The following is a 4,987-nucleotide window of genomic DNA, read 5'->3' as shown; positions in this document are numbered from 1 at the left end:
ATAGCATCCACATAATCACGACTTGCCATAATCACACTTGGATCTAGTTTTAAAATCACTTCTTCTGCATTAGAAAGCTCCATGACAATTTTTATCATAAGCTCTTTAGCACTACCTTCTTTTAAGATGGGTTTATAGGTGCGTGGCAAATTTCCTACAGCCAATAAATCTCCCACTTCATCATAAATGCCCACAGCATTAACTTCAAAGCCTCCTATATCGCTTGGCACATGACACATTAAATTAACGTAGTTTGGGTTGCTCTCATCCACACTTTTACTGCTTATATTTGCTTCATAAACAATCTCTTCCAAGCTTTGCATATCTTCATTGGGTAAAATCACTTTAGAACTTAGTTTAAAGCTTTTTAGATTAACACCATTGCCACTAGCACGTGCAGCAATAAATTTAGCAATGCCGATTTTAGTTAAAATGGTATAGTATTCCATTAATAAACTCCTTTAAAATCAATATTTGTTTTTGAAATTTCACAAACAAATACACCAAAAGCATTAAAAGCACTTTTGGATGCATTTTCTAAAGCAGTAGTTTGAAAAGGTAAAACTTCTATAGTTTCCCCATCAATTTCTATACAAGCATTAAAGCTATTATTTTTGCTTTGTATTTCTATTTCAATTGCTTCTAAAACACTTCTAACATTTTTAAAGTCTTTAATTAATCTTTCTAAAGTATTAAGTGTTCTTTCATCAAAGCTAACATTGGTTGTGCTTACTTTAACTTTAAAAAAATAAGGTTTTCCGTTGTACTCAAACCATTCCTTAACTACAGCAGTAGGAAATACCGCATATAAGGCTTCTTTAATGGCAAATGTGGTGCCGTTGTATCTATCTAAAAGTAAGGCTTTAGATATAAGTTTTCTTGCTTCTTTTTCACTTAAGCCATCAATACTTACATCATAAGCATTAGCTAGAACACTTAGTAATCTTTCATCACAATTTAGAGCTAAATTTGTGATACTAGCTAAATTTAAATCTTCAAATCTTTTTTTAGCGCTTAAATCAATGGCTTTGCTTTGAAGTGGATGATGATTTAATATTAGTGTATTCATAGCACAGCCTTTTCATAGCTAAGCTCAAAAGAAAGATGTGCAAATTCATCATCAGCTATTTCAATATCTTTTAACTCAAGTTCTTTTAGCTCTTCGTCGATTTTTTCTTTAATGCTTAAAATTTCACTCTTATAAACCCCATCTTGATGTAAGCATTTATATAAAAAGCCAAGTGCCAAATCCACACTCAAATCAAAATCACTTTGTAAAGCATTGATCTTTTCACTGATTTCATTGGCACGGCTTAATTCTAAAAGTAAAAGCTTGGCACTTACGATAAATTCTCTTTTTTTGGCAAGTTCGACGCTCACTTCATCGGTTAAAGGTCTTACTTCATCTGCACTTAAATATTTTTGGACTTCTTCTATAGTATTTTCATCTTCGCTTTTTATAATCACTCTAACTTTTCCAGCACCATTATTTAAAGCTTTTATGGAAGCTACCTTAGCACTTGCACTTAAAGCATGATAAATATAGCCTTTTTCGCTTCCAGCTGTTGAAAAGCGATGCACACTCATTACAGCTCTTTCTCTTAAAGCCTCGTCACTTTCTTCACTTGCTCCACCACTAAAATTTTCAAGTTGTTTGATTTTGGTTACAAAAGGAAGTGGGGTTTGTAAAAATTCAGTCTTACTTTCTTTGCTTTGTACAAATTCATCAAGTTCTAAAACACCTACAGCTTTGCTTTCTCCTTTTTTGATTATCACTTCTTCTTTTAAGGTAGCAATATCAGCTTTTTCATTTGAAAAAATGGCACCTTTTGGAATAATGACATCATAATTTAATAAGGTATTTAATTCAAACTCTACTTTGGCTATAGGTTTAACCCCTTTTAATCTTTGGATTAAATACCCATTTGCCACAACGTTATCTAAATCGCTTCCGCTAGCATAATGCAAGTAAGTCGCTTTGATGCTTTCATTTATTCTTGCTCTTATAATCATTTCTCTATAAGCAAGAGCTTCTAAAATAGCTTTGAAAGGATCAGATTCTAAAAGTTCTACTTCCTCTTTTAAAAAGTTTTTAAAAAGTTCTTCATAATCTTTTAAAAGTTTTTCATAATCAAGCTCTTCTATGATTTTTGGATAAGGAATATCTTTTAAAAAGCTTTGTTTAAAATATGAATTATTGGTGTTTAAAATTTCACTCATTTATTAAGCTCCAAAGAAAAATCCTTATAATCTTCAAAAAGCAAAGTAATACTTAATTTACCTTCTTGCATTTTATTAAGCCTAACACCCTTAAGCTTTACTCTTTTTTCCCACTTTGAAATAGCTTCTGCTGTGTATCTAGTAAGTTTTACTCTAAAATCATCATCGATTTTTCTATCTATGAGCGTGTAAAGTAAAGAACCATAATCGGGTCTCATTACACGAGATCCTAAAGGAGTGGTTAAAATATCTTTAACACTTTCTTCTATGCTGATTAAATAACTCATTTTATATCCCATTCTCCGCCATCTGCTGTATCAATTGCTTTGGCGTTTTCTTGTATTTCTTCAACCACTGCAGCAGCAATAGCTCTTAAAAAAGGCATAGAATATCTTCTATAACCTCTGCCATTATCTTCATCTTGGACTTTTGTATAACCTTCTTTTGCTAAATATTTTTCCATTTTTGAAACTAAAGAATTTTGACTGATTGCCATGTTTAAAGCCCTATATAAAAATCAAAAATTATTTTTAATGTTTGTAAAAATCCTAAAAAGGTAAAACCTAAAATAAAACCAATAAAAATACTTTTGGCAAAAAATTTTAATTTTAAAAAGGCGTAGAATGCTGCCATACAAAAAAGCATAAAAAATACAAAGGAATTAAAAAGTAAAAACCATTCTTTCATATCTTACTCCTAGTATTATTTGATCCATGTGGGTGAGTACTTCCTGTAAAAGCACAAATACATTCAGTGGTAACTACGCCTTTTCCGCCAAGTCCTAAGTCAATACTAGGACTATCAATATTGACTTTATTTGCTTTTATGTTGGCATTTTCACAAGTGATGTTAATATCCTTAATCACATTAAGCTTTAAAGTACTTGTTTTAGAGTTGTATTCTAAGTGGGTACCATCTTCAAAATCCACATTAAAAGTATTTGTATCTGTATTTTTAGCCTTGTATTTTTCTTGATAAAGTCCGCGTAAAATCACGCCTGAATTTAAATCACCTCTTATAGGTAAAACCAAAACTTGCTCTCCTATACGCAAAGGCGAAAAACTCACAGCATAAGAATTGGATATAGCTTGAAATACACTTAAAAAGTCAGTCACCATTTCGCCAATAGCAACCTTAGCTTTACCCTCTTTAATGTCGCAAATGATACCTAGTTCATTCATTTTAAAACCTTCGAGATAATCAAATCGCTATTATCACTAAGCCATTCACAAACCACTTCGTTATTGCTTGCTAACTCAATAATGGAATTAATTGTTTTCTTGCAAGTTTGTAAATTTAAAGCCTTTATGTCTATTTTTTGCGGTGCTTTAATAGCCCAATATGTCTTAGCATATTTATTCAAATTTTCTAAAACTTCAATACTAAGTTCATTTTCACTAGCAGCTTTTAAAAATTTATCAAATTCAGCTATAAGAGCATTTAAAAAGATAGCTTCTTTATTTTCTAAATCTTTTTCATCTCTTAAGGTGGCGAGTTTTAAACTTTCCCAATCAATACCCTTACTAAAATCATCTTTTTTCATATAATATATACCTTGTCTGGTAAGTCCTGTTAAAACACATATATCTTCAAGACTTTTTCCTTGTATAAAAAGATTTCTAACAAGTTCTCTTTTACTCATCAAATTTTCCTTTAATTTGCTTAGAAAATTATATTTGTTATTTTTTTTAAAATCAGTCTATATAGACTTTAAATAGGTGTTTAAAAAGCATTTTTTATTTTATGATTATGTGAAAAATTGAAAGGAAGAGAGTGCAAGGATTATTGCTTGAAATTAATTCTAAAACTACAGATGAAAAAATTAAAATTTCACCTATTGGAATAGCTCGTGGTATTGATGGGCGTGTATTTAAGATTGATGGAGAAAAGCTGATTAAAAATATACAAAAAAATAATCTTGACATTGTGCTTAATTTAAATCATCAAGGAGGAGAAGCTTATGGCTGGTTTGATAGAAATTCATTAGAATTAAGAGAAGATGGTATTTATGCAAGTTTAGAATTAACACCCAAAGGAAAGGAACTTGTTAAAAATAAAGCTTTCAGATACCTAAGTCCTGAATATTATGTGGATGATGATAAAAATGTTATCCATTTGGATGCTATGGGTTTAGTTAATCAACCTAATCTTTTAAATAAAGCTTTAAATAAAGCTAAGTCATTAATAAATAGCACCGCGAAATTGGTGAGTGCAGGAGGCAACTCTACCCACAAAGGCGAATTCATTTTAACCGAGAAATTAAAAAAAGAAAGGAATATAATGAACGAAGAAGAATTAAAAGAATTGCAAAAATTAGCAGATGAAGCAGAATCTAAGGCTGAAAATTTAGAAGAATCAGCCAATCAAGCAGAAGAAAATGTAAGCGAGGGAGAAGATCCTAGTGCTACAATTGAAGCCTTAAAAAAAGAAAATGAAGAGTTAAAAGTAAAACTTGCAGAACTTAGTGCAAAACTAGAAGAAGTTTTAAATAAAAGCGAAGAAACGCAAGCTGAGCTTAATAAAAAACGCCTTGATTCTCTTTTGCAAAATGGACTTATTTTACCTAATCGCTATCAAAAAGCTCTTAATATGAAAGGTAAATTTTTAGAAGATTATCTTGATGTTTGTAAAAAAGAAGCAAGTATTGTTTTAGGTAAGAAAGAAATCAATTTTACAAGCAAAAGAAAAGAACTTAACGCTTATGAAGCAAAAGTTTTTAAACAACTTGGAATCAAAGGAGATAAATAATGGCTTTTACAGAATTAAG

At 30.6% G+C, this 4,987-nt stretch carries 8 protein-coding genes and 1 pseudogene; 1 reads left to right on the top strand and 8 read right to left on the bottom strand.

The genetic code is table 11. The annotated features are described in order from the left end of the window. From CQA75_RS08565 to CQA75_RS08530, 8 genes and pseudogenes are all read right to left on the bottom strand, one after another. On the bottom strand, positions 1-449 hold a 449-nt coding region (locus CQA75_RS08565; protein WP_171000102.1), incomplete at its 3' end, for a phage tail protein. Further along, positions 449-1,069, bottom strand: a complete 621-nt coding sequence (locus CQA75_RS08560; RefSeq protein ID WP_137624558.1) for a phage tail protein I — start codon at positions 1,067-1,069, stop codon at positions 449-451. The genes CQA75_RS08560 and CQA75_RS08565, both read right to left, overlap by 1 nt. Next, positions 1,066-2,220, bottom strand: coding sequence for a baseplate J/gp47 family protein (locus CQA75_RS08555; protein ID WP_137624557.1), 1,155 nt, complete (start codon positions 2,218-2,220; stop codon positions 1,066-1,068). Before CQA75_RS08555 ends, CQA75_RS08560 begins: the two co-directional genes overlap by 4 nt. Continuing rightward, positions 2,217-2,507 carry a GPW/gp25 family protein gene (locus CQA75_RS08550; RefSeq protein ID WP_137624556.1) on the bottom strand — a complete coding sequence of 97 codons (291 nt, stop codon included), beginning with the start codon at positions 2,505-2,507 and terminating at the stop codon, positions 2,217-2,219. The genes CQA75_RS08555 and CQA75_RS08550 overlap by 4 nt, the downstream gene beginning before the upstream one ends. Then, entirely contained in the window at positions 2,504-2,716 is a 213-nt protein-coding gene (locus CQA75_RS08545) for a hypothetical protein (protein ID WP_070282430.1), read from the bottom strand. Before CQA75_RS08545 ends, CQA75_RS08550 begins: the two co-directional genes overlap by 4 nt. Before the next feature lie 2 nt (positions 2,717-2,718). Further along, positions 2,719-2,907, bottom strand: coding sequence for a hypothetical protein (locus CQA75_RS08540; RefSeq protein WP_137624555.1), 189 nt, complete (start codon positions 2,905-2,907; stop codon positions 2,719-2,721). A gap of 35 nt (positions 2,908-2,942) precedes the next feature. Beyond that, positions 2,943-3,401, bottom strand: a pseudogene (locus CQA75_RS08535) (phage baseplate assembly protein V); the annotation flags it as partial. Then, positions 3,398-3,862 (bottom strand): DUF1804 family protein, encoded by a 465-nt coding sequence (locus CQA75_RS08530; protein WP_137624553.1) that lies wholly within the window; start codon positions 3,860-3,862, stop codon positions 3,398-3,400. The gene CQA75_RS08530 and the pseudogene CQA75_RS08535, both read right to left, overlap by 4 nt. A gap of 131 nt (positions 3,863-3,993) precedes the next feature. Here CQA75_RS08530 and CQA75_RS08525 point away from each other — a divergent pair, with 131 nt between their 5' ends. After that, entirely contained in the window at positions 3,994-4,968 is a 975-nt protein-coding gene (locus CQA75_RS08525) for a phage protease (protein ID WP_137624552.1), read from the top strand. The last annotated feature ends 19 nt before the right edge of the window (positions 4,969-4,987 follow it).

Origin of the sequence: Campylobacter taeniopygiae, assembly GCF_005406225.1 — a bacterium.
Lineage (GTDB): Bacteria > Campylobacterota > Campylobacteria > Campylobacterales > Campylobacteraceae > Campylobacter_D > Campylobacter_D taeniopygiae.
Note: the sequence above shows the minus strand (reverse complement) of the source record. Positions and strands in the feature narration are given on the sequence as shown.

What these genes read in the sequence shown, in the direction of transcription:
- CQA75_RS08560 (WP_137624558.1), bottom strand. Translation starts at nt 1,069, where the DNA reads ATGAATACACTAATATTAAATCATCATCCACTTCAAAGCAAAGCCATT.
- CQA75_RS08555 (WP_137624557.1), bottom strand. Translation starts at nt 2,220, where the DNA reads ATGAGTGAAATTTTAAACACCAATAATTCATATTTTAAACAAAGCTTT.
- CQA75_RS08550 (WP_137624556.1), bottom strand. Translation starts at nt 2,507, where the DNA reads ATGAGTTATTTAATCAGCATAGAAGAAAGTGTTAAAGATATTTTAACC.
- CQA75_RS08545 (WP_070282430.1), bottom strand. Translation starts at nt 2,716, where the DNA reads ATGGCAATCAGTCAAAATTCTTTAGTTTCAAAAATGGAAAAATATTTA.
- CQA75_RS08540 (WP_137624555.1), bottom strand. Translation starts at nt 2,907, where the DNA reads ATGAAAGAATGGTTTTTACTTTTTAATTCCTTTGTATTTTTTATGCTT.
- CQA75_RS08530 (WP_137624553.1), bottom strand. Translation starts at nt 3,862, where the DNA reads ATGAGTAAAAGAGAACTTGTTAGAAATCTTTTTATACAAGGAAAAAGT.